At 72.0% G+C, this 24686-nt stretch carries 1 protein-coding gene; it reads left to right on the top strand.

All coding sequences use genetic code 11. The features are described from left to right. Positions 1-26: 26 nt before the first annotated feature. Positions 27-24683: a type I polyketide synthase gene (locus tag ACIOGX_RS01480; protein ID WP_401909251.1), complete on the top strand. Its 24657-nt coding sequence runs from the start codon at positions 27-29 to the stop codon at positions 24681-24683. Positions 24684-24686: the final 3 nt, after the last annotated feature.

The raw sequence follows: 24686 nt of genomic DNA, 5'->3' as shown, positions 1-24686 counted from the left end.
TCTCACCAAGAGGGGTTAGCAAGAATATGTCGAATGACGACAAGGTCCTCGACTACCTGAAGCGCCTGACCGCCGATCTGCGGCAGACCAAGCAACGGCTTCGCGAGGTCGAGGAGAAGGCCAGCGAGCCGATCGCGATCGTCGGTATGAGCTGCCGTTTCCCCGGTGGTGTCGAGTCGCCCGAGGACCTGTGGCGTCTGGTGGCCGAGGGCGGGGACGCGGTGTCCGGGTTCCCGGCCGACCGTGGCTGGGACGTGGAGTCCCTGTACGACCCCGACCCCGACCACTCGGGCACCACCTACAGCCGTAAGGGTGCCTTCCTCGACCGGGTGGCGGACTTCGACTCCGGTTTCTTCGGGATCTCGCCGCGTGAGGCAGTGGCGATGGACCCCCAGCAGCGCTTACTGCTGGAGACGTCGTGGGAGGCGTTCGAGCGCGCGGGTATCGACCCGAACTCGTTGCGGGGCAGCCGGTCCGGTGTGTTCGTCGGCACCAACGGCCAGGACTACGCGTCGTTGTTGCTGGCCTCGCAGGAGACCGTCGAGGGATACATAGGCACCGGTATCTCGGCGAGCGTCATCTCCGGCCGGCTGTCGTACACGTTCGGCCTTGAGGGGCCCGCCGTCACCGTGGACACGGCGTGCTCGTCGTCGCTGGTGGCACTGCACCTGGCGGCTCAGGCGCTGCACAAGGGTGAGTGCGAGCTGGCGCTGGTCGGCGGTGTGACGGTGATGACCACGCCGGGCTCCTTCGTGGAGTTCAGCCGCCAGCGCGGCCTGTCGGTGGACGGCCGGTGCAAGGCGTTCTCCGACAGCGCCGACGGCACCGGTTGGGGTGAGGGTGTCGGCATGCTGCTGGTGGAGCGGCTGTCGGATGCCCAGCGCAACGGGCACCAGGTGCTGGCGGTCGTGCGCGGTTCCGCGGTGAACCAGGACGGCGCGTCGAACGGTCTGACGGCTCCGAACGGTCCGTCGCAGCAGCGGGTGATCCGGCAGGCGCTCGCGACTGCGGGTCTGGCCCCGTCCGATGTGGACGCCCTGGAGGCGCACGGCACGGGCACGACGCTGGGCGACCCGATCGAGGCGCAGGCACTGCTGGCGACCTACGGCCAGGACCGCGGTGGTGAGCCGCTGTGGCTCGGTTCGGTGAAGTCGAACATCGGTCACACGCAGGCCGCCGCCGGTGTGGCCGGTGTGATCAAGATGGTCATGGCGATGCGGCACGGTGTGCTGCCGCAGACGCTGCACGTCACCGAGCCGTCGTCACACGTGGACTGGTCCGCCGGTGCGGTGGAACTGCTGACGGAGGCCCGGCCGTGGCCGGAGACCGACCGGCCGCGCCGGTTCGGTGTGTCGTCGTTCGGTGTGAGTGGGACGAACGCGCACACCATCATCGAGCAGGCTCCGGAGGCCGAGGAGTCGGGTTCGGTTGTGGCGTCCGGGCCGGTTGGTCTGGTGCCGTGGGTGCTGTCGGCGCGGAGTGCGGAGGCGTTGCGGTACCAGGCGGAGCGGCTGCACTCGGGTGTGGTCGGTCTGGATCCGGTGGATGTCGGGTTCTCTCTGGCGACGTCGCGTGCGTCGTTCGAGCAGCGTGCGGTGGTGGTCGCGGAGGACGCGGAGGCCGGGCTGATCGCTCTGGCCGCGCTGGCCGAGGGCCGGCACGTGGCGGGTGTGGTGACGGGCTCTGTGGTGAGCGGGATGCTGGGCTTCCTGTTCTCGGGTCAGGGGTCGCAGCGGCTGGGCATGGGTCGTGAACTGTCCGCGCGTTTCCCGGTGTTCGCCGAGGCGCTGGACGCGGTGCTGGGTGAGTTCGATCCGCGGGTGCGCGAGGTGCTGTGGGGCGAGGATGCCGACGCGCTGAACGAGACGGGTGTGACGCAGCCGGCGCTGTTCGCCGTTGAGGTGGCGTTGTTCCGGCTGCTGGAGTCGTGGGGTGTGCGCCCCGACATGCTGGCGGGCCACTCGATCGGTGAGCTGGCCGCCGCGCACGTGTCCGGTGTGTGGTCACTGGCTGACGCGGTCAAGGTGGTGTCGGCTCGCGGTCGTCTGATGCAGGCGCTGCCCGAGGGCGGCGCGATGGTGGCGGTCCAGGCGTCCGAGGCCGAGGTCGCCGCCGACCTGCCGGAGACCGTGGGCATCGCGGCGGTGAACGGTCCGACGTCGGTGGTCGTCTCGGGTGTCGCCGCCGATGTCGAGGCGGTCGCGGAGCGGTGGCGTGAGGCGGGGCGCAAGGTGTCCCGGCTGCGGGTGAGCCATGCCTTCCACTCACCGCTGATGGACCCGATGCTCGACGAGTTCCGCCGGGTGCTGGAGGGCGTGTCGTACGAGGCGCCCGCGATCCCGATCGTGTCGACGCTGACGGGCCGGTCGGCGAGCGCCGAAGAACTCGCCTCGCCGGAGTACTGGGTGCGGCACGTACGCGAGTCCGTACGGTTCGCCGACGCCGTGAGCACGCTGCGGGACGAGGGCGTGACCACGTTTGTCGAGGTCGGCCCTGGTGGGACGCTGTCGGCGCTGGGCCAGGAGACCGCACCCGACGCCGGGTTCGTGCCGGTGCTGCGCACCGACCGTCCGGAGGAGTCGGCGCTGACCGCCGCGATCGCGGAGGCACACGTACGTGGCGCCCACGTGGACTGGGCCGCCTACTTCAAGGGCAGCGGCGCTCAGCGGGTCGACCTGCCGACGTACGCGTTCCAGCGCGAGCGCTACTGGCTGGACGCGCTGCCGCTGATCGGTGATGTCTCGGCCGCCGGGCTCGGTTCGGCGGAGCACCCGCTGCTGGGCGCGACGGTCGCCGTGGGTGACACCGACGGTGTGCTGCTGACCGGTCGCCTGTCGGTCCAGACCCATCCGTGGCTGGCCGATTATGTGGTTCAGGGCTCCACCCTGCTGCCCGGTACGGCGTTCCTCGAGCTGGCGATCAGAGCGGGCGACCAGGTCGGCTGCGACCTGGTCGAGGAGCTGACGCTGGAGACGCCGCTCGTCCTGCCCGAGAACGGCTCGGTGCGGGTGCAGGCGTGGGCCGGTGCCGAGGACGAGTCCGGCCGGCGCGAACTGACCCTCTATTCCAGCACGGGCGACGACGACCGTTCGTGGACCCGGCACGCCACCGGCGTGCTGCGCCAGGACGGCCGTTCCGCCGGGACTTCCCTGGTCGAGTGGCCGCCGGCCGGGGCCGAGGCCGTGAACCCGGACGGGGCCTACGACCGGCTGGCGGAGCAGGGCTTCGGCTACGGCCCGGTGTTCCAGGGTCTGCGGTCGGCGTGGCGCAAGGGCGATGAGGTGTTCGCCGAGGTGGCCCTGCCGGATGGTGTGGGTGTGGACGGGTTCGGTCTGCACCCGGCGCTGCTGGACGCGGCGCTGCATGCCGTCTCGCTGATGGGTGATGCCGATGTGCTCGGCGGGCTGCCGTTCGCGTGGTCGGGTGTGCGGCTGCATGCCTCGGGTGCGACCGTTCTGCGGGTGCGGTTGTCGCCCGCAGGGGACGGGGTCGCGTTGGCCGTCGCGGACGGGGCGGGAGCCCCGGTGGCCACGATCGACTCGCTGGAACTGCGCCCTGTCTCGCCGGAACAGTTCACCGGTGACGACGGCGGTGACGCGCTCTTCGGCATCGACTGGGTGCCGGTGCCCTTGGCCGACCGCGACCTTCCGACGACCGAGTGGAGCGATCTGGAGGCGCTGGCGGAGTCGGCGGAACTCCCCGGCTTCGTTGTTCTGCCGTGCCCGGTCACCTCGGCGTCTGACCCGGTCGCCGGCGCGCACAAGGCGGCGCACTGGGCGCTGAACGCGGTGCAGGCCTGGTTGGCGGAGGACCGGTTCGACGCGTCACGCCTGGCCATCGTGACCAGTGGCGCGATCGCCACCTTGCCTGATGAGGATGTCCGGGACGTCGCGCAGGCGGCGGTGTGGGGCCTCGTACGGTCCGCACAGTCGGAGAACCCGGACCGGATCGTCCTGGTGGATCTCGACGACGAGGCGGCCTCGCTCGACGCGCTGCCGTCCGTGCTGGCCACGGGAGAGCCGCAGTTGGCGGTGCGTTCGGGTGCTGCCAGTGCGCCGCGCATGGCGCGGGTCCGGCAGTCCGTGGTGGACGACCCCGGGTTCGGTTCGGGCGCGGTGCTGGTCACGGGCGCGACGGGCACGCTCGGCGGCCTTGTCGCCCGGCATCTGGTCGCGGAGCGCGGCGTACGGAACCTGCTGCTGGTCAGCAGGCGCGGCGCCGCGGCCGAGGGCGCCGAGCAACTGCGCGACGAACTCGTCGCGCAGGGCGCCGCAGTGGTGCTCGCGGCGTGTGATGTGGCGGATCGGGACGCGGTGGCGGCGCTGCTGGCCGAGCACCCTGTAACGGCTGTCGTCCACACGGCGGGTGTCCTGGACGATGCCACGATCGGCTCGCTGACACCGGAGCGGATCGATGGTGTGTTCCGTCCGAAGGTCGACGCGGCCTGGCATCTGCACGAGCTGACCCGCGACCTGGACCTTTCCGCGTTCGTCCTGTTCTCGTCCGCCGCCGGTGTGTTCGGCGGCCCCGGCCAGGGCAACTACGCCTCGGCGAACGCCTTCCTGGACGCCCTCGCGCAGCACCGCCGGGCGGCCGGTCTGGCGGCGACCTCGCTGGCATGGGGCCTGTGGGCCGAGGCCAGCGGTATCACCGGCGAGCTTGACGAGGCCGACGTACGGCGGATGACCAGCGGAGGCATGATCCCGCTCGGTTCGGCCGAGGGTCTGGCGCTGTTCGACGCGGCGGGTTCGACGGGGCGTGCCGCGCTGGTGCCGGTGCCGGTGGATCTGACCGTGCTGCACCGGCGGGCGCGCTCCGCCCCTGTGCCGCACCTGCTGCGTGGACTGGTGCGCGGCACAGTACGCAGGACCGCCGAGTCCGGGTCCGCCGCGACCGGGTCCGCGCTGGCGCGGTCGCTGGCCGGGATGAGTGCCGGAGAGCGGGAGAAGGCGCTGCTGGATCTGGTGCTCGGCCATGTGGCCGTGGTGCTGGGTCACAGCTCGGCACAGGCCATCGCGCCCGACCGGGCGTTCAGGGAGCTGGGTTTCGACTCGCTGAGTTCGGTCGAGCTGCGGAACCGTCTCAACGCGGCGACCGAGCTGACGCTGCCGGCCACGCTGGTCTTCGACTTCCCGACGCCCGCTGTTCTCGCGGCGCGACTTGGCGCTGAGCTGCTGGGCGGGGTACTTGACGAGGTGGCCGAGGGCTCCGCCGCGATCGTGACCGACGAGCCGATCGCGATCGTCGGTATGAGCTGCCGCTTCCCCGGTGGTGTCGAGTCGCCCGAGGACCTGTGGCGTCTGGTGGCCGAGGGCGGGGACGCGGTGGCGGGGTTCCCGGCCGACCGTGGCTGGGACGTGGAGGCGCTCTACGACCCGGATCCCGCCCACATGGGCACCACCTACAGCCGTATGGGTGCCTTCCTCGACGGTGTGGCGGACTTCGACTCGGGTTTCTTCGGGATCTCGCCGCGTGAGGCGCTGGCGATGGACCCGCAGCAGCGGCTGTTGCTGGAGACGTCGTGGGAGGCGTTCGAGCGGGCGGGTATCGACCCGAACTCGTTGCGGGGCAGCCGGTCCGGTGTGTTCGTCGGTACCAACGGCCAGGACTACGCGTCGTTGTTGCTGGCCGCGCAGGAGACCGTCGAGGGGTACGCGGGCACGGGCATCTCGGCGAGTGTTATCTCGGGTCGGCTGTCGTACACGTTCGGGCTCGAAGGCCCTGCGGTGACGGTGGACACGGCGTGCTCGTCGTCGCTGGTGGCACTGCACCTGGCGGTGCAGGCGCTGAACAGGGGCGAATGTGACCTGGGGCTGGTCGGCGGTGTGACAGTGATGTCGACGCCCGGCTCCTTCATCGAGTTCAGCCGCCAGCGGGGCCTGTCGGTGGACGGGCGCTGCAAGGCGTTCTCCGCCGACGCGGACGGCACCGGTTGGGGTGAGGGCGTCGGCATGCTGCTCGTGGAGCGGCTGTCCGATGCCCAGCGCAACGGTCACCAGGTGCTGGCGGTCGTGCGCGGTTCCGCCGTGAACCAGGACGGTGCGTCGAACGGTCTGACGGCTCCGAACGGTCCGTCGCAGCAGCGGGTTATCCGGCAGGCGCTCGCCAGTGCGGGGCTCGCGCCGTCCGATGTGGACGCCATGGAGGCGCACGGCACCGGCACGACGCTGGGTGATCCGATCGAGGCGCAGGCGCTGCTGGCGACCTACGGCCAGGACCGTAGCGGCGAGCCGCTGTGGCTCGGCTCGGTGAAGTCGAACATCGGTCACACGCAGGCGGCAGCCGGTGTCGCCGGTGTGATCAAGATGGTCATGGCGATGCGGCACGGTGTGCTGCCGCAGACGCTGCATGTGAACGAGCCGACTCCGCAGGTCGACTGGTCGGCCGGCGATGTCGCGCTCCTCACCGAGACCCGTTCCTGGCCGGAGACCGACCGGCCGCGCCGGTTCGGTGTGTCGTCGTTCGGGTTCAGCGGTACGAACGCGCACACCATCATCGAGCAGGCTCCGGAGGCCGAGGAGTCGGGTTCGGTTGTGGCGTCCGGGCCGGTTGGTCTGGTGCCGTGGGTGCTGTCGGCGCGGAGTGCGGAGGCGTTGCGGTACCAGGCGGAGCGGCTGCACTCGGGTGTGGTCGGTCTGGATCCGGTGGATGTCGGGTTCTCTCTGGCGACGTCGCGTGCGTCGTTCGAGCAGCGTGCGGTGGTGGTCGCGGAGGACGCGGAGGCCGGGCTGATCGCTCTGGCCGCGCTGGCCGAGGGCCGGCACGTGGCGGGCGTGGTGACGGGCTCCGTGGTGAGCGGGATGCTGGGCTTCCTGTTCTCCGGTCAGGGCTCGCAGCGGCTGGGCATGGGCCGTGAACTGTCCGAGCGCTTTCCGGTGTTCGCGGAAGCCCTGGACGAGGTCCTGCGTCGGTTCGATCCACGGGTGCGCGAGGTGCTGTTCGGTGAGGATGCCGACGCGCTGAACGAGACGGGTGTGACGCAGCCGGCGTTGTTCGCGGTCGAGGTGGCGTTGTTCCGCTTGCTCGCGTCGTGGGGTGTGAGGCCGGATGTGCTGGCCGGGCATTCGATTGGTGAGCTGGCTGCCGCGCATGTGTCGGGTGTGTGGTCGTTGGCGGATGCGGTGAAGGTGGTGTCGGCTCGCGGTCGTCTGATGCAGGCGCTGCCTGAGGGCGGCGCGATGGTGGCCGTCCAGGCGTCCGAGGCCGAGGTGGCGCCTGAGCTGCCGGAGACCGTGGGTATCGCCGCGGTCAACGGTCCGGACTCGGTGGTCGTCTCCGGTGTCGCCGCCGATGTCGACGCGGTTGCTGAGCGGTGGCGTGAGGCGGGGCGCAAGGTGTCCCGGCTGCGGGTGAGCCATGCGTTCCACTCGCCGCTGATGGACCCGATGCTGGACGAGTTCCGTGCGGTGCTGGAGGGCGTGTCGTACGAGGCGCCCGCGATCCCGATCGTGTCGACGCTGACCGGTGCGCGAGCCACGGCCGAGGAGTTGGCCTCGCCGGAGTACTGGGTGCGGCACGTACGCGAGTCTGTACGGTTCCATGACGCCGTCCTGACACTGCGTGAGCAGGGTGCCGGTGTGTTTGTCGAGGTCGGGCCGGGCGGGACGCTGTCCGCGCTCGGTCTCGGCGGGGCGCCCGACGCGGTGTTCCTGCCGGCGCTGCGCACGGACAGGCCTGAGGAGATGGCGCTCGTCACCACCGTCGCCGCACTGCACGCGCACGGTGTGGCGGTCGACTGGACCGCCTACTTCGCGGGCAGCGGGGCCCGGCGAGTGGATCTGCCGACGTACGCGTTCCAGCGCGAGCGCTACTGGCTGGACATGCCCGCCGAGCGCACCCAGCGGATGTCGCCGGTGGAGGCACAGTTCTGGGAGGTCGTGGAGGAGGGCGACCTCGATGATCTCGCCCGTACGCTGGACGTGTCGTCGGACGACCCGCTGAGCGCCGTGCTGCCCCGGCTGTCCGCCTGGCGCAAGGAGCAGCAGGGCCGTTCCGCTGTGGACGGTTGGCGGTACCGGGTCGACTGGCTGCCGGTAACCGCCGAGGGCCGACCGCTGGACGGTGCCTGGCTGGTGGTCGCGCCGGCCGGGGAGCCGCGCGCCGAGTGGGTCCGCGACACGTTGGTCCGGAATGGTGCGGATGTAGAGCTTCTGTATGTGGATGCGGAAGGTGTGGACTGGGCCGGTCAGTTGGGCGGGTTGCCCGCGCTGAGTGGTGTGGTGTCGCTGTTGGGGCTGGCGGGTGCGGGCGGTTCGGTGGTGCCCGAGGGTGTGGCGGGCACGATTGGTCTGCTGGGGGCGTTGGGTGGCGCGGATGTGCCGGCGCCGTTGTGGTGTGTGACGTCGGGTGCGGTGTCGGTGGGCGCGGATGACGTCGTCGCCGGGTTCGAGCAGTCGATGCTGTGGGGTCTGGGCCGGGTGGCGGCACTGGAACACCCGGGTCGCTGGGGCGGCTTGGTGGATCTGCCGGATACGCGGGACGAGGTGACCGGTGATCTGCTGGTCTCGGTGCTCGCGGGAACGGCCGGTGAGGACCAGGTCGCCGTACGCGGTGGTGGGATCCTCGGCCGCAGGCTGGTGCCCGCGCCGCTGGGCAAGGCGTCCGGGGTCGGCTGGGCGCCGCGTGGCACGGTCCTCGTCACCGGCGGTACCGGTGCGCTCGGTGCGCGTGTCGCCAGATGGCTGGTGGCGAAGGGCGCCGAACACCTGCTGCTGACCAGCAGGCGTGGGCTGGACGCCGAAGGCGCGGAGGAACTGCGTGCGGAGCTGACCGAGCTGGGTGCCCGCGTCACGGTCGCGGCCTGTGACGTCGCCGACCGGGACGCGCTGGCGGACGTGCTCGCCTCGGTGCCCGACGAGTTCCCGCTCACCGCGGTCGTGCACACGGCGGGCATCGAGCGCTCGGCCGCCCTTGCCGGCCTCGATCCGACCGACCTCGCCGAGTTCGCCGATGTGCTGGCGGCCAAGGTCGTCGGCGCGAGGAATCTGCACGAGCTGCTGGGCGACACACCGTTGGACGCGTTCGTCCTGTTCTCCTCGATCGCCGGTGTGTGGGGCAGTGGCGGGCAGGGCGCGTACGCTGCCGCCAACGCCTACCTGGACGCCCTCGCCGACCACCGCAGGGCGGCGGGCCTGACCGCCACCGCGGTCGCGTGGGGTCCGTGGGGCGATGGCGGAATGGTCGCGGACGCCGGGCAGGACGCGGCGGCCCAGCTGCGCCGCAGGGGCCTCATCACGATGGCTCCGGCTGTGGCGATGGCGGGTCTGGCCACGGCCCTGGAACGCGGTGACGGGAACCTCGTCGTCGCGGATGTCGACTGGGAGCGGTTCGCGGGCACCTTCATGTCGCAGCGGCCGAGTCCGCTGCTGGGTGAACTGCCTGAGGTGCGGGCCGCGTTCGAGGCCGCTCCGGCGGAGCAGGGCCTGTCGGCCCTCGCTCAGCGGTTGGTCGGTCTGGACGAGGCCGAGCAGGAGCGGGAGCTCACCGAGCTGGTCCGGTACGAGGCCGCCGCGGTGCTCGGCCACGTATCCGGTGACGCGTTCTCCGCGACCCGCGCCTTCAAGGAGCTGGGCTTCGACTCGCTGACCGCGGTGGAGCTGCGTACCCGGCTGAGCGAGGCCACCGGCGTCGCGCTCCCCGCGACGCTCGTCTTCGACTACCCGACGGCCGCCGCGCTGGCCGCTTTCCTGCGGGTCGAGTTGTCCGGTGCGGGCGTGGCCCCCACCACCTCCGCTCCGGTCGCCGTCTCCGGTGTGACCGACGAGCCCATCGCGATCGTGTCGATGGCGTGCCGGTTCCCCGGTGGTGTGTCGAGCCCGGAGGACCTCTGGGACGTACTCCTCGCGGGTGGGGACGCCGTGTCGGACTTCCCGACCGACCGCGGCTGGAATCTGGAGACGCTGTACGACCCGGACCCGGCGGGTGTGGGCACGTCGTACAGCCGCATGGGTGCCTTCCTCGACCGTGTGGCGGACTTCGACTCGGGATTCTTCGGGATCTCGCCGCGCGAGGCGCTGGCGATGGACCCGCAGCAGCGGCTGCTGCTGGAGACCTCCTGGGAACTGCTGGAACGGGCCGGCGTCGACCCGGAGTCGCTGCGCGGTGAGCGCGTCGGTGTGTTCGTCGGCTCGAACGTGCAGGACTACACGCTCGTGCTGGACGGGGCCGCCGATGACGTGGGCGGATACGTGGCGACCGGCAACGCGTCCAGCGTGGCCTCCGGCCGGCTGTCCTACACGTTCGGCTTCGAAGGCCCCGCGGTGACGGTCGACACCGCCTGCTCGTCGTCGCTGGTCGCCCTGCACCTGGCGGTGCAGGCACTGCGGTCCGGCGAGTGCTCGCTCGCGCTGGCGGGCGGCGTCACCGTGATGTCCACGCCGGGCGGGTTCATCGAGTTCAGCCGCCAGCGCGGACTGTCCGTGGACGGCCGGTGCAAGGCGTTCTCCGACAGCGCCGACGGCACGGGCTGGGGTGAGGGCATCGGGATGCTGTTCGTCGAGCGGCTGTCCGACGCCCAGCGCAACGGCCACCAGGTGCTGGCGGTCGTGCGCGGTTCCGCGGTGAACCAGGACGGCGCGTCGAACGGTCTGACCGCGCCGAACGGTCCCTCGCAGCAGCGGGTCATCCGCCAGGCGCTCGCGAGTGCCGGTCTCGCGCCGTCCGATGTGCAGGCGGTCGAGGCACACGGCACCGGTACCACGCTGGGTGACCCGATCGAGGCGCAGGCGCTGCTGGCCACGTACGGCAAGGACCGCGAGGGCGAGCCGCTGTGGCTCGGCTCGATCAAGTCGAACATCGGTCACACGCAGGCCGCGGCCGGTGTGGCGGGTGTGATCAAGATGGTCATGGCGATGCGACACGGCGTTCTGCCGCGCACGCTGCATGTCACCGAGCCGTCCACGCACGTGGACTGGTCCGCCGGTGCGGTGGAGCTGCTGGCGGAGGCGCGGCCGTGGCCGGAGACCGGCGGGTCGTGGCGGGCCGGTGTGTCGTCGTTCGGGTTCAGCGGGACGAACGCGCACACCATCATCGAGCAGGCCCCCGTGGTCGAGCGCGAGGAAGCCCCCGAGCCGGTACGTGACGGCCTGGTGCCGTGGGTGCTGTCGGCGGGTGCCGAGGGTGCCCTGCGTGGTCAGGCCGAGCGCCTGATGGCGATGGTGGAGGGGCACGCGCCCGTTGATGTCGGCTACTCACTCGCGACTTCGCGATCGGCGTTGGACCACCGTGCGGTGGTGGTCGGCGCCGACCGGTCCGAGTTCCTGGCCGCTCTGGCGGCCGTGGCCGACGGTCAGGCGACCGGTGCCGTGGTCGCGGGCGTCGTGGACGAGCCCGGCCGGGTGGGTTTCCTGTTCTCGGGTCAGGGGTCGCAGAAGCTCGGGATGGGTCGTGAACTGTCCGAGCGGTTCCCGGTGTTCGCCGCGGCGCTGGACGAGGTGCTGGGGCATCTGGCTCCGGAGGTCCGGGAGGCGCTGTTCGGCGACGACGCCGAGGTGTTGAACCAGACCGGTGTGACCCAGCCGGCGTTGTTCGCGGTCGAGGTCGCGCTGTTCCACCTGCTCAAGTCGTGGGGTGTCCGGGCCGACATGCTGGCGGGCCACTCGATCGGTGAGCTGGCCGCCGCGCACGTGGCGGGCGTCTGGTCGCTGGCCGATGCCGCCAAGGTGGTGTCGGCTCGCGGTCGTCTGATGCAGGCGCTGCCCGAGGGCGGCGCGATGGTGGCGATTCAGGCGTCCGAGGCCGAGGTCGCCTCGGACCTGTCGGAGTCCGTGGGCATCGGTGCGGTGAACGGTTCGACGTCGGTGGTCATCTCCGGGATTGCCGCCGATGTGGAGGCGGTTGCTGAGCGGTGGCGTGAGGCGGGGCGGAAGGTGTCCCGGCTGCGGGTGAGCCATGCCTTCCACTCGCCGTTGATGGAGCCGATGCTGGATGAGTTCCGTGCGGTGCTGGAGGGCGTGTCGTTCGAGGCGCCCGTGATTCCGATCGTGTCGACGCTGACCGGTGCGCGGGCGAGCGCGGAGGAGTTGGCCTCGCCGGAGTACTGGGTGCGGCACGTACGCGAGTCGGTGCGGTTCGCCGACGCTGTCGGCACACTCGTGGACGAGGGTGTGGGCACGTTCGTCGAGGTCGGTCCCGGTGGGACGCTGTCGGCGCTGGGCCAGGAGTCCGCGCCGGACGCGCTCTTCGTACCGGTGCTGCGCGGTGACCGTCCGGAGGCCGTGGCCGCAACGACGGCCGCGGGACAGCTCCACGTCCGCGGTGTCCGGGTGGACTGGGAACCGTTCTTCACCGGCCGTGGCGCTCAGCGGGTCGACCTGCCGACGTACGCGTTCCAGCGCGAGCGCTACTGGCCGGACGCGCTGCCGCTGATCGGTGACGTCACCGCGGCCGGGCTCGGTGCGGCGGAGCACCCGTTGCTGGGCGCGGCGGTCGCGGTGGGTGGCACGGACGGTGTGCTGCTGACGGGTCGCCTGTCGGTCCAGACCCATCCGTGGCTGGCCGATTATGTGGTCCAGGGCTCGACTCTGCTGCCGGGTACGGCGTTCGTCGAGCTGGCGATCAGGGCGGGTGACCAGGTCGGTTGCGACCTGGTGGAGGAACTGGCGCTGGAAGCGCCGCTCGTCCTGCCCGAGAACGGCTCGGTGCGGGTACAGGTGTGGGTCGGTGCCGAGGACGAGTCCGGCCGACGTGAGCTGACCTTCCACTCCAGTGCGGGTGACGCGGAGGACGGCCGTACGTGGACCCGGCACGCCACCGGTGTGCTGCGTGCCGGCGAGAGCTCCGCTGGGACGTCCCTGGTCGAGTGGCCGCCGGTGGGCGCCGAGGTCGTGGACCTGGACGGGCTCTACGACGGCATGGCAGACGGCGGTTTCGCCTACGGGCCGGTGTTCCAGGGACTGCGCGCGGTATGGCGCGGCGGGGACGAGATGTTCGCGGAGGTCGTGCTGCCGGACGGTGTGGCTGCGGACGGGTTCGGTCTGCACCCGGCGCTGCTGGACGCGGCATTGCACGCGATCGGCCTGGCGGGCGGCGATTCCGATCGGTGGCCCTTCGCGTGGTCGGGTGTGCGGCTGCATGCCTCGGGTGCGACCGTTCTGCGGGTGCGGTTGTCGCCCGCCGGGGCGGACAGGCTGGCGTTGGCGGTCGCGGACGGCACCGGCGCGCCGGTGGCCACGATCGACTCGCTGGAACTGCGCCCGGTGTCGGCGACACTGACGCGGCAGGACCGGGACTCGCTGTTCGGCGTCGACTGGGTACCGGTGCCGGTGTCCGACGGTGACCTTCCGACGACCGAGTGGAGCGATCTGGAGGCGCTGGCGGAGTCGGTCGACCTGCCTGACTTCGTCGTTCTGCCGTGCCCGATCACCTCGGCGTCCGACCCGGTCGCTGGCGCGCACGAGGCGGCGCACTGGGCGTTGAACACGGTGCAGAGCTGGCTCGCCGACGAGCGGTTCGACGCGTCACGTCTGGCGATCGTGACCAGCGGCGCTGTCGCCACTACGGCCGACGAGGATGTGCGGAACCTCGCGCACGCCACGGTGTGGGGCCTGGTGCGGTCGGCTCAGTCGGAGAACCCGGACAGGATCGTCCTGGTCGACATCGACGACGAAACGACATCTCTCGACGCGCTGCCTTCGGTGCTGGCCACGGGAGAGACGCAGCTCGCGGTGCGTTCGGGTGTTGCCAGCGCGCCGCGCATGGCGAGGGTCCGGCAGTCCGTGGTGGACGATCCCGGGTTCGGTTCGGATGCGGTGCTGGTCACCGGTGCGACGGGCACGCTGGGCGGTCTTCTTGCCCGGCATCTGGTCGCGGAGCGCGGTGTACGGAACCTGCTGCTGGTCAGCAGGCGCGGCGCTGCGGCCGAGGGCGCGGAGGAGCTGCGCGCTGAACTGGTCGCGCTGGGTGCCGAGGTGGCGTTCGCGGCGTGTGACGTGGCCGACCGGGAAGCCGTCGCCGGCCTGCTGGCCGGCCATCGGATCTCCGCCGTGGTGCACACCGCCGGTGTCCTGGACGACGCCACGATCGGCTCGCTGACGCCTGAGCGGATCGATGGTGTGTTCCGGCCGAAGGTCGACGCGGCCTGGCATCTGCACGAGCTGACCCGCGACCTGGACCTCTCCGCGTTCGTCCTGTTCTCCTCGGTGGCGGGCATCCTCGGGGGTCCTGGTCAGGGCAACTACGCGGCGGCCAACACGTTCCTGGACGCGCTGGCCCATCACCGCCGGGCCACCGGTCTGGCCGCCACGTCGCTGGCGTGGGGTCTGTGGGCGGACGCGGCCGGCATGGCCGGTGGGCTTGACGAGGCGGATGTGCGCCGGATGGCCAGGGGCGGTGTGATTCCGCTCGGTTCGGCCGAGGGTCTGGCGCTGTTCGACGCGGCGGGTTCGACGGGGCGTGCCGCGCTGGTGCCGGTGCCTCTGGACCTGGCCGTGTTGCAGCGGCAGGCGCGCTCCGCCCCTGTGCCCCACATGCTGCGTGGTCTGGTACGCGGTACGGCACGCAGGACCGCCGAGTCCGGCTCCGCCGCGACCGGGTCCGCATTGGCGCGGTCGCTGGCCGGGATGAGTGCCGGAGAGCGGGAGAAGGCGCTGCTGGACCTCGTACTCGGCCATGTGGCCGTGGTGCTGGGTCACAGCTCGGCGCAGGCCGTCGCGCCCGACCGGGCGTTCAGGGAGCTTGGTTTCGATTCGCTGAGTTCGGTCGAGCTGCGGAACCGTCTCAACGCGGCGACCGAGCTGACGCTGCCGGCCACGCTGGTCTTCGACTATCCGACGCCCGCTGTTCTCGCGGCGCGACTTGGCGCTGAGCTGCTGGGCGGTGTGCTCGACGCCGTGGCGGAGGGCCCCGCCGCGGCCGTGACCGACGAGCCGATCGCGATCGTCGGTATGAGCTGCCGCTTCCCCGGGGGCGTCGAGTCGCCCGAGGACCTGTGGCGTCTGGTGGCCGAGGGTGTGGACGCGGTGGCGGGGTTCCCGACCGACCGTGGCTGGGACGTGGAGTCCCTGTACGACCCCGACCCCGACCACTCGGGTACCACGTACGCGCGTGAAGGCGGATTCCTCTACGGGGCGGCGGGATTCGACCCGGCGTTCTTCGGGATCTCACCGCGCGAGGCGCTGGCCATGGACCCTCAGCAGCGACTGCTGCTGGAGACCTCCTGGGAAGCCTTCGAGCGGGCCGGCATCGACCCGCATTCGGTACGGGGCCGTCGGGCCGGTGTGTTCGTCGGCACCAACGGCCAGGACTACGGCGCGTTGGTGATGGCCGCGCACGAGACCGTCGAGGGGTACGCCGGCACGGGAATCTCGGCGAGCGTCATCTCCGGCCGGCTGTCGTACACGTTCGGCCTGGAGGGGCCCGCCGTCACGGTGGACACGGCGTGCTCGTCGTCGCTGGTGGCACTGCATCTGGCGGTGCAGGCGCTGAACAAGGGTGAGTGCGAACTCGGGCTGGTCGGCGGTGTGACAGTGATGTCGACGCCGGGCGCGTTCGTCGAGTTCAGCCGTCAGCGGGGGCTGGCCCCGGACGGCCGGTGCAAGGCGTTCTCCGACAGTGCCGACGGCACCGGTTGGGGTGAGGGCGTCGGCATGCTGGTCGTGGAGCGGCTGTCGGACGCCCGGCGCAACGGCCACCAGGTGCTGGCGATCGTGCGCGGTTCCGCGGTGAACCAGGACGGTGCGTCGAACGGTCTGACGGCGCCGAACGGTCCCTCGCAGCAGAGGGTCATCCGGCAGGCGCTCGCCAGTGCGGGGCTCGCGCCGTCCGACGTGGACGCCATGGAGGCGCACGGCACCGGTACGACGCTGGGCGACCCGATCGAGGCACAGGCGCTGCTGGCCACCTACGGCCAGGGCAGGCCCGCCGACCGGCCGTTGTGGCTGGGATCGGTGAAGTCGAACATCGGTCACACGCAGGCGGCAGCAGGTGTGGCGGGTGTGATCAAGATGGTCATGGCGATGCGGAATGGTGTGCTGCCGCGGACGCTGCATGTCACCGAGCCGTCGTCGCACGTGGACTGGTCCGCCGGCGCGGTGTCGTTGCTGACGGAGGCCCAGCCGTGGCCGGAGACCGGTCAGCCGTGGCGGGCGGGAGTGTCGTCGTTCGGTGTGAGTGGGACGAACGCGCACACCATCATCGAGCAGGCCCCCGCCGTGGAGCGGGAGGAAGCCCCGGAGCCGGTACGAGACAACCTGGTGCCGTGGGTGCTGTCGGCCAGGAGCGCCGACGCGTTGCGGGAGCAGGCGTCGCGGCTCGCGTCCTTTGTGGACGCGACTCCTGAGCTGACCGTGGCCGACGCGGGCCGCGCGCTGGTGTCGACGCGGGCGGTGCTGGAGCACCGTGCGGTGGTGGTCGGCGCCGACCGGTCCGAGTTCCTGGCCGCTCTGGCGGCCGTGGCCGACGGTCAGGCGACCGGTGCCGTGGTCGCGGGCGTCGTGGACGAGCCCGGCCGGGTGGGTTTCCTGTTCTCGGGTCAGGGATCGCAGAAGCTCGGGATGGGTCGTGAACTGTCCGAGCGTTTCCCGGTGTTCGCGGAAGCCTTGGACGAGGTCCTGCGTCGGTTCGATCCGCGGGTGCGTGAGGTGCTGTTCGGTGAGGATGCCGATGCGCTGAACGAGACGGGTGTGACGCAGCCGGCGTTGTTCGCGGTCGAGGTGGCGTTGTTCCGGCTGCTGGAGTCGTGGGGTGTGCGCCCCGACATGCTGGCGGGCCACTCGATCGGTGAGCTGGCCGCCGCGCATGTGTCCGGTGTGTGGTCGCTGGCGGACGCGGTCAAGGTGGTGTCGGCGCGTGGTGCGCTGATGCAGGCGCTGCCGTCGGGTGGTGCGATGGTGGCGGTCCAGGCTTCTGAGGCCGAGGTTGCCGCCGATCTGCCGGAGACCGTGGGCATCGCCGCGGTGAACGGTCCGAACTCGGTGGTCGTCTCCGGTGTCGCCGCCGATGTGGACGTGCTGGCGGAACTGTGGCGCGAGGGTGGTCGGAAGGTGACGCGGCTTCGCGTCAGCCACGCGTTCCACTCGCCGTTGATGGAGCCGATGCTGGATGAGTTCCGTGCGGTGCTGGAGGGCGTGTCGTTCGAGGCGCCCGTGATTCCGATCGTGTCGACGCTGACCGGTGCGCGGGCGAGCGCGGAGGAGTTGGCCTCGCCGGAGTACTGGGTGCGGCACGTACGGGAGTCCGTACGGTTCGCCGATGCTGTCGGCACGCTCCTGGGTGAGGGTGTGGGCACGTTCGTCGAGGTCGGTCCCGGTGGGACGCTGTCGGCGCTGGGCCAGGAGACCGCACCCGACGCCGGGTTCGTACCAATGCTGCGTGGTGACCGTCCGGAGGCCGTGGCCGCCACGACGGCCGCGGGACAGCTGCATGTACGCGGTGTCCGGGTGGACTGGGCACCCTTCTTCGGCGGCCGTGGCACCCAGTGGCTGGACCTGCCGACATACCCGTTCCAGCGCGAGCGCTACTGGCTGGACGTGCTGCCGCTGATCGGCGATGTCTCGGCGGCCGGTCTCGGTGCGGCGGAGCACCCGTTGCTGGGTGCGGCGGTCGCGGTGGGTGGCACGGACGGTGTGCTGCTGACGGGTCGCCTGTCGGTCCAGACTCATCCGTGGCTGGCCGATTATGTGGTCCAGGGATCGACCTTGCTGCCGGGTACGGCGTTCGTCGAGCTGGCGATCAGGGCGGGTGACCAGGTCGGTTGCGACCTGGTGGAGGAACTGGCGCTGGAAGCGCCGCTCGTCCTGCCCGAGAACGGCTCGGTGCGGGTACAGGTGTGGGTCGGTGCCGAGGACGAGTCCGGCCGACGTGAGCTGACCCTCTACTCCAGCGCGGCTGACGCGGACGATGGCCGTACGTGGACCCGGCACGCCACCGGTGTGCTGCGCGAGGGCGGCCGGTCCGTCGAGCCCGTCCTGGTCGAGTGGCCGCCCGTAGGAGCGGAGGTCCTGGACCTGGACGAGTTCTACGGCCGCGTGACCAGCGACGGTTTCGCCTATGGACCGGTGTTCCAGGGTCTGCGGTCGGCGTGGCGCAAGGGCGATGAGGTGTTCGCCGAGGTGGCCCTGCCGGATGGTGTGGGTGTGGACGGGTTCGGTCTGCACCCGGCGCTGCTGGACGCGGCGCTGCATGCCGTCTCGCTGATGGGTGATGCCGATGCGTTCGGCGGGCTGCCGTTCGCGTGGTCGGGTGTGCGGCTGCACGCCTCGGGTGCGACCGTTCTGCGGGTGCGGTTGTCGCCCGCCGGGGCGGACGGGGTGGCGTTGGCGGTCGCGGACGGCACCGGCGCGCCGGTGGCCACGATCGACTCGCTGGAACTGCGCCCGGTGTCGGCGACACTGACGCGGCAGGACTGGGACTCGCTGTTCGGCGTCGACTGGACTGCCGTTCCCCTGCCCGACGGTGACGCTCCCACGACCGAGTGGAGCGACCTGGAGGCGCTGGCGGGGCTGGCCGAACTGCCTGACTTCGTCGTTCTGCCCTGCCCGGTCACCTCGGCGTCCGACCCGGTCGCCGGCGCCCACGAGGCGGCGCACTGGGCGCTGAACGTGGTGCAGAGCTGGCTCGCCGACGAGCGGTTCGACGCGTCACGCCTGGCGATCGTGACCAGCGGCGCGATCGCGACCACGGCCGACGAGGACGTGCGGAACGTCGCGCACGCAACGGTGTGGGGCCTGGTGCGGTCGGCGCAGTCGGAGAACCCGGACCGGATCGTCCTGGTGGATCTCGACGACGAGGCGGCCTCGCGCGACGCACTGCCGTCCGTGCTGGCCACGGGAGAGCCGCAACTCGCCGTACGCTCCGGCGACATCCGAGTACCCCGCCTGGCGAGGGTCCCGCAGTCCGTGGTGGACGATCCCGGCTTCGGTTCGGGCGCGGTGCTGCTCACCGGCGCGACGGGCACGCTCGGCGGCCTCGTCGCCCGGCACCTGGTCGCGGAGCGCGGCGTACGGAACCTGCTGCTGGTCAGCAGGCGCGGCGCCGCGGCGGAAGGCGCCGAGGAGCTGCGCGCTGAACTGGTCGCGCAGGGCGCCGAGGTGGCGTTCGCGGCATGTGACGTGGCCGACCGGCAAGCCGTCGCCGGCCTGCTGGCCGAGCACCCCGTGTCCGCTGTCGTCCACACGGCGGGTGTTCTGGACGACGCCACGATCGGCTCGCTGACGGCGGAGCGGATCGATGGTGTGTTCCGGCCGAAGGTCGACGCGGCCTGGCATCTGCACGAGCTGACCCGCGACCTGGACCTCTCCGCGTTCGTCCTGTTCTCCTCGGCCGCCGGCACCCTCGGTGGCCCTGGCCAGGGCAACTACGCGGCGGCCAACACATTCCTGGACGCGCTGGCGCAGCACCGCCGGGCCACCGGTCTGGCCGCCACGTCGCTGGCGTGGGGTCTGTGGGCGGACGCCGACGGCATGGCCGGTGGGCTTGACGAGGCGGATGTGCGCCGGATGGCCAGGGGCGGTGTGATTCCGCTCGGTTCGGCCGAGGGTCTGGCGCTGTTCGACGCGGCGAACTCCACGGGGCGCGCCGCGCTGGTGCCGGTGCCTCTGGACCTGGCCGTGTTGCAGCGGCAGGCGCGCTCCGCCCCCGTACCGCACCTGCTGCGTGGTCTGGTGCGCGGCACGGCACGCAGGACCGCCGAGTCCGGCTCCGCCGCGACCGGGTCCGCGCTGGCGCGGTCGCTGGCCGGGATGAGTGCCGGTGAGCGGGAGAAGGCGCTGCTGGACCTCGTACTCGGCCATGTGGCCGTGGTACTCGGCCACGGCTCGGCACAGGCCGTCGCACCCGACCGGGCCTTCAAGGAACTGGGCTTCGACTCACTGACCGCCGTCGAGTTCCGCAACCGTCTCAACGCGGCGACCGAACTGCGTCTGTCGGCCACGCTGGTCTTCGACTACCCGACACCCGCCGCGCTCGTGGCGCACCTCGGCGCCGAGTTCGCGGGGGCGCCCGTCGTCGCGGCGCCCACCCGAACGACCGTGACCACGGCCGTGACCGACGATCCGATCGCGCTCGTGAGCATGAGCTGCCGCTTCCCCGGCGGGGTGAATTCCCCCGAGGATCTGTGGCGGCTGGTGCTGGACGGTGTCGACGCCATCAGCGAGTTCCCCGGCAACCGTGGCTGGGACCTGGACGGGCTGTACGACCCGGACCCCGACCACGCCGGCACCTCGTACGCCCGTGAGGGCGGTTTCCTGCACGATGTCGACCAGTTCGACCCGGCGTTCTTCGGGATCTCGCCGCGCGAGGCGCTGTCGATGGACCCGCAGCAGCGACTGCTGCTGGAGACCTCCTGGGAGGCCTTCGAGCGGGCCGGTATCGACCCGAACTCGTTGCGAGGGCACGACGTCGGCGTCTTCACCGGCTCCAACACGCAGGACTACGCCACACTGCTGGCGGCGAGCGAGGAGAGCTTCGAAGGGCACATCGGCACCGGCAACGCGGCGAGCGTCGTGTCCGGCCGGATCGCCTACACGTTCGGTCTTGAGGGGCCGGCGGTGACGGTCGACACGGCGTGCTCGTCGTCGCTCGTGGCACTGCACCTGGCCGCGCAGGCGCTGCGGGCGGGTGAGTGCTCGCTGGCGCTGGCGGGCGGTGTGACGGTGATGTCGACGCCGGGCGCGTTCATGGAGTTCAGCCGTCAGCGGGGCCTCGCCACCGACGGTCGGTGCAGGCCGTTCTCGTCGGACGCGGACGGCACCGGCTGGGGTGAGGGCGTCGGCATGCTGGTGCTGGAGCGGCTGTCCGACGCGCAGCGCAACGGGCACCGGGTGATGGCGGTCGTGCGGGGTTCGGCGATCAACCAGGACGGCGCGTCCAACGGGCTCACGGCTCCGAACGGTCCGTCGCAACAGCGGGTGATCCGGCAGGCGTTGGCGAGCGCGGGCCTGGCCCCGTCCGATGTGGACGCCATGGAGGCGCACGGCACCGGCACCAAGCTCGGCGACCCGATCGAGGCGCAGGCACTTCTCGCCACCTACGGCCAGGACCGCGGCGGTGAGCCGCTGTGGCTCGGCTCGATCAAGTCGAACATCGGCCACACGCAGGCCGCGGCCGGTGTCGCCGGTGTGATCAAGATGGTCATGGCGATGAGGAACGGCGTGCTGCCGCAGACGCTGCACGTGGACGAGCCGACTCCGCAGGTCGACTGGTCGGCCGGCGATGTCGCGCTCCTCACCGAGACCCGCTCCTGGCCGGACACCGACCGGCCGCGCCGGTTCGGTGTGTCGGCCTTCGGGTTCAGCGGCACCAACGCGCACGCCATCATCGAGCAGGCACCGGTCACCGAGGCCGCCGTAAGGAAGGCCGCACCGCAGGCCGCACCGGGCACGCCCGTACTGCCGCCGCCGTTGCTGGTGTCGGGCCGAGGCGGCGACGCGCTGCGGGCGCAGGCCGACCGGCTGCGCGCCCACCTCGTGGCACACCCCGAGCTGAACCCGCTCGACGTCGCCACCACACTCGCGGTGGCGCGACCCGCCCTCGACCACCGGGCGGTCGTCGTCGGGCAGGACCGCGACGGACTGCTCACGGCCCTCAAGGCGCTCGCCGAGGGGCGGACCGCGGGCGGGCTGGTCACCGGCGTCGCGGCGGGGCACAGGCTGGCGTTCCTCTTCTCCGGTCAGGGCTCGCAGCGGCTGGGCATGGGCCGTGAACTGGCCGAGCGTTTCCCGGTGTTCGCCGAGGCGCTGGACGCGGTGCTGGGTGAGTTCGGCCCGCGGGTGCGTGAGGTCCTGTTCGGTGAGGACGCCGACGCGCTGAACGAGACCGGGGTGACACAGCCGGCGCTGTTCGCGGTCGAGGTCGCCCTGTTCCGCCTGCTGGGGGCATGGGGCGTCCGGCCGGATCTGCTGGCCGGACACTCGATCGGCGAGCTGGCCGCGGCCCATGTGGCGGGTGTGTGGTCGCTGGCCGACGCCGCCGCCGTGGTGTCGGCTCGGGGCCGGCTGATGCAGGCGCTGCCGTCCGGTGGCGCGATGGTCGCGATCCAGGCGACCGAGGCCGAGATCCTGCCCGAGCTGTCCGACACTGTCGGCATCGCCGCGGTCAACGGCCCGGCGTCGGTGGTCCTCTCGGGCGTCGACGCCGATGTCGAGGCCCTTGCCGAGCGCTGGCGTGAGGCGGGGCGCAAGGTCTCCCGCCTCCGGGTCAGCCACGCGTTCCACTCGCCGCTGATGGAGCCGATGCTGGACGAGTTCCGCCGCGTACTGGAAGCGGTGTCGTACGAGGCGCCCGCCATCCCGATCGTGTCGACGCTGACCGGCGCGCGGGCCACCGCGGAGGAGCTGGCCTCGCCGGAGTACTGGATGCGGCACGTACGCGAGTCGGTACGGTTCGCCGACGCCGTCTCCACACTGCGGGACCAGGGCGCGGACGTCTTCCTGGAGATCGGTCCCGGCGGGGTGCTCACCGCGCTGGGCCGGGAGAACGCGCCCGACGCCGAGTTCGTACCCGCGCTGCGCGGCGACCGGTCCGAGACGCTCGCGCTGGCGACGGCCGCGGGCAGCCTGCACGTGCTCGGCGTCGCCGTCGACTGGACCGGCCTGACCGCCGGTGGCGCCCACGTCGACCTGCCCACCTACGCCTTCCGGCGGCAGAGGTTCTGGCCGACCCTGGCCAAGGCCTCCTCGGGCGACGTCGCGGGGACCGTCGACGCGCGGTTCTGGGCGGCCGTGGCGGACGGCGACCTCGGTGAGCTGGCGGACGAGCTGGCCGTGTCCCCCGACGACCCGATCGGCGCGGTGCTGCCCCGGCTGTCGTCGTGGCGGCGGGAACAGGCCGAGAACTCCGCGGCCGACGGCTGGCGCTACCGCGTCACCTGGCTGCCGGTGAGCGAGCCCACCGCCGCGCTCTCGGGCACCTGGCTCGTGGTCAGCCGCGACGGCGCCGGTGAGGAATCCGTCGCCGCCGCGCTGAGCAAGCACGGTGCGCGGGTGCTGCCGGTACGCACCGGCGGGGCGGTGGACCGGGACTCGCTGGCGGCCCGTGTGGCGATCGACGAGCCCGTCGCGGGCGTGCTGTCGCTGTACGCGCTCGACCCCGAACTGCCCTCCGGCGGCCTGGCCGCCACCCTCGCCCTCGTCCAGGCCCTCGGTGACACCGGCCTCGCCGCGAAGCTGTGGTGCGCGACGCGCGGCGGGGTCGCGACCGGTGGCTCCGACACGCCCGCCAGCCCCGACCAGGCGATGGTGTGGGGACTCGGCCGGGTCGTCGGACTGGAGCACCCCGAGCGCTGGGGCGGCCTCGTGGACCTGCCCGGCACACTGGACGAGCGCACCGGAGCCCGCCTCGCGGGCGTCCTGTCCGGCGCGCAGGAAGAGGACCAGGTCGCGCTCCGCGCCGGCGGGGTGTACGGCCGGAGGCTCGTACCGGTGTCCTCCGGGCGCGCGGGTGACTGGGATCCCACCGGTACGGTGCTGGTCACCGGCGGTACCGGCGCACTTGGCGCACACGTCGCCAGGTGGCTGGTCGCGCGGGGGGCCGAGCATCTGCTGCTGACCAGCAGGCGCGGGCCGGACGCCGAAGGCGCCGAGGAACTGCGCGCGGAGCTGACCGCGCTGGGCGCCCGCGTCACGATCGCGGCCTGTGACGCCGCCGACCGGGACGCGCTGGCGGACCTGCTGGCCTCGGTGCCCGACGAGTTCCCGCTCACCGCGGTCGTGCACGCGGCCGGGGTCCTGGACGACGGCGTGCTGTCCGCGCTCACCCCGGACCGGCTCCACGCCGTACTGCGGCCGAAGGTCGACGCCGCGGTCAACCTGGACGAACTGACCAGGGACCGGGACCTGACCGCGTTCGTCATGTTCTCCTCGGTGTCGGGCACGTTCGGCGCGGCGGGCCAGGGGAACTACGCGGCCGCCAACGCCTTCCTCGACGCGCTCGCGGAACGGCGCGTGGCGGCGGGCCTGCCCGCCACCGCGGTCGCGTGGGGGCCGTGGGGCGGCGGCGGCATGGTCGAAGGGCAGCTCGGCGACCACCTGCGCCGCCGCGGCCTGGCCCCGATGGCGCCCGAGCGGGCGGTTGCCGCACTGGACCGGTCCATCCGCCAGGGCGACCCGACGGCACTGGTGGCGGACGTCGACTGGAACGTGTTCGCCCCGGCCTTCACGACGGTGCGGCCCAGCCCGCTGCTGCGGGAACTGGCCGGCGCACAGCGCGCCCCGGCGGCAGCCGAGGCGGCGATGCCGCTCGACCTGGCGGCCAGGCTCGCCACGCTGTCCGGTCCCGAGCGGGAACGCGCCGTCGTGGAGCTGGTACGGGAGCAGGCCGCCGCGGTCCTCGGCCACGAGGACACCAAGCTGGTGGAAGCGGGCCGGGCGTTCAAGGAACTGGGCTTCGACTCGCTGACCTCGGTCGAGTTCCGCAACCTCCTCAACGCGGCCACCGGACTGAGCCTGCCCGCGACGCTCGTCTTCGACCACCCCACACCGTCCGCGCTCGCCGCGCAGGTGCTCGACGAACTGCCGGGAGGCGGGGCGCCGGCCATCGACGCCGAGCTGGACCGCCTGGAGTCCGCACTGTCCCTCCTGACGCCGGACGACCAGCAGAGCGCCGCCGTCAGTGCCCGCCTCCGCGCTCTGCTGTCCATGTGGGACGAAGCGAACACCCGCACGGAACCCGCCGAGTCCGGACCGGACGTGCGCACCGCGTCGGCGGACGAACTGCTCGCGCTGCTCGACGAAGAACTCGGTAGGTCTTGAGCC

Origin of the sequence: Streptomyces sp. NPDC088147 (assembly GCF_044741565.1) — a bacterium.
Taxonomy (GTDB): Bacteria; Actinomycetota; Actinomycetes; order Streptomycetales; family Streptomycetaceae; genus Streptomyces.
Note: the sequence above shows the minus strand (reverse complement) of the source record. Positions and strands in the feature narration are given on the sequence as shown.

Excerpts from the sequence above, each read along its gene's own strand:
- ACIOGX_RS01480 (WP_401909251.1), top strand. The coding sequence starts at position 27 with ATGTCGAATGACGACAAGGTCCTCGACTACCTGAAGCGCCTGACCGCC.